A 2,395-nucleotide genomic window follows, 5' to 3' on the forward strand; every position below is an offset into this window, starting at 1 on the left:
TTTACATAACCCTCGGCACTGGCCTGTATGGTATAGGCCCTGTCGCAGTCTACACGGTAGCTTACCGCGCCTTTTGAGTCGGATGTGCGGGTTTCTATCACGTTGCCCTTGTCGTCTACAATGGCCACTTTAGCCGCTGCAATCGCTTTCCCGGTTTTGGCATCGCGTACCATTACTATGGCTTCTACGCCGCAAACAGGGGTAGCAAGGTAAATCTTGTCAAAGCCATCGCGGTTACTTGAGAAGAAGCCTACCTTTTTAGTATCGTTAAAGGTAAAGGCAAAATCATCTTTGTTTGAGTTTACCGGCAGGCCTACGTTTTGTGCCTCGGTGCCTTTTTTAAGGTCGATTACAAATACGTCAAGTGAGCCAAAGCCTTTCCTTCCGTCTGAAGAGAAGTACAGCTTTTCGTCATCGGTAATGTAGGGGAAGCTCTCCCGGCCTTCGGTGTTTACCTTAGGGCCCAGGTTTACCGGCTCGCCGTAGCTGTTGCCGCCTTTTATCTCTACCTTCCAGATGTCGTTGCTGCCGCCCATCGAGCCTTCGCGGTCTGAGGCGAAGTACAGCCATTTGCCGTCTTTGCTGAGCGCGGGGTTGCCCGTGCTCCAGGTTTTGCCGTTAAAGGGCAGCTCCTCGATGTTTTCCCACTTGCCGCCGTTCTTTATGGCCCTGTACAGGTATACCTGCCCCAGCTTACTGTTGTTTTCTTTGTCTTTTACAAACTGTTTCTTCTCTTTAAAGCTCTCGCTGGAGAAGTACATGGTGTTGCCATCGGCCGTTACTGCCGCGGGGCCGTCGTGCCACTTGCTGTTGATGTCGCTTACCGGTACCGGCTCGCTTATGGTGCCATCGGCATTATAGGTGGCCTGGTAGAGGTCAAGGAACGGCTCATCGTTTGCACCATAGGTTTTCCTTGCGGTGTTGCGTGCGCTGGTAAAGTAAAGGGTGTTGCCATTGGTAAGCACTGCCCCAAAAGAGCCGTATTTCTTATCGTTGATGTCCAGCACTTTTTCATCAAAGAGCTTGGCCTGGTTGCGCAGCTTTGGCAGGTAGTTAGGGTCCTGCTTAAAGGTAATGGCCCTCTGGTCGTTTGGCGCCAGCTTTGCAAACTGCTGCAGCTGGGCGTTGGCCTCCTCATACCTGCCTTCCGCTTTCAGCATCTGGGCATATTTGTAGTAGGTCTCGGCATCCTGCGGGCTTTTAATGGCCTCGGCATACCATTTCGCGGCTTCCTTGCTGTTAAACATGTTGTAGTAGCTCTCGGCAAGCTGCTTTGCTACATAGTTGTCTTTGTTTTTTACCTTAAGGTAGGCTTCGGCCGCGTCTACATATTCGTAGCGGGCATACAGCTTGTCGGCTGCCCTTGTAGCATCGCTTTGCGCCATTACTGAACCGGCTGCAAGCATAAAGCCAAGGGTGATATATAAATTCTTCATGGTCTTGTCTTGTTTGTCGCTTTAGGTTAGAAATAACGTGGTGAACGTGATACTTTTTTCGGGAAGTTCAAATCAAAAAGCAGCATGACCTCATGTGATGCCGGTGTGGTTACCTTAAGGTCGCTCACAATGTGGTCATAGGCGTAGCCTATCCTCAGGTTAGGGGTTATGGCATAGTTTACCATACCGCCCCACGAGTCGTCCAGCCTGTAGGTAGCGCCTATCTCAAACTTCTCGAAGAACAGGGCGTTCAGCGAGCCGTCGATACTCGGGTCTACACCAAAGGCAGATTTTACCATAAACGAAGGCTTCAGCTTAAAGTTATCGTTTACCTGGAATACATAGCCTCCCGTAAGGAAATAATGCGATACCTCTGAACCAAACTGCTGCTCACCGTTTACATCCCTGAAGTCAAGGTGCTTGCTCTTTAGCATGTTCGGTACCGAAAAAGCCACATAGTAGTTATTGGTATAATAGAACACCCCGCTGCCGATATTAAAATAGGTATTGTTGATGTTCTGGCTAAAGGCCGGGTCATTGTCATCCGGTACATAGCCGTTGCCGATATCGTCAAAAAGCCCTACTTTGTGGAAGGTGGCTCCCGCTTTTAAGCCCAGGGCAAGCCGGTGCTCCCCGCCAAGGTTAAGCGTATAGCTAAAGTCGGCATATACATTGGTCTCATTCACAGGGCCTATCTTATCGGTAATGGCCGATAAGCCAAGCCCTACATTCTTGCCCACCGGGCTGTGCCCGCTAAAGGTACCCGTTTCGGGGGCACCGTCTACATCAACCCACTGCTTGCGGTATAAAAGGCCAAAAGCCAGGTTTTCTTTACTCCCCGCATAGGCCGGGTTGATTACGTTCATGTTATACATGTACTGCGTGTAGTGCGGATCCTGCTGGGCCATCGCGTCACTTAGCCCTGCTAATGCCAATAATGCCGCCAGGTATAGTTTTTT

The 2,395-nt window shown here is 50.3% G+C and carries 2 protein-coding genes; both read right to left on the reverse strand.

What is annotated here, in order from left to right; translation table 11 throughout:
• Positions 1–1,436, reverse strand: a 1,436-nt coding sequence (locus tag ACLI09_RS17975; protein WP_411421027.1) for a cell envelope biogenesis protein OmpA, incomplete at its 3' end; no start/stop codon positions are given.
• Between the two features lie 26 nt (positions 1,437–1,462).
• Positions 1,463–2,395: type IX secretion system membrane protein PorP/SprF (locus tag ACLI09_RS17980; RefSeq protein ID WP_411421028.1), on the reverse strand; the 933-nt coding region annotated here is incomplete at its 5' end.

The sequence above is a fragment of the Flavobacterium sp. RHBU_24 genome (assembly GCF_046613695.1).
Classification (GTDB): Bacteria; Bacteroidota; Bacteroidia; order Flavobacteriales; family Flavobacteriaceae; genus Flavobacterium.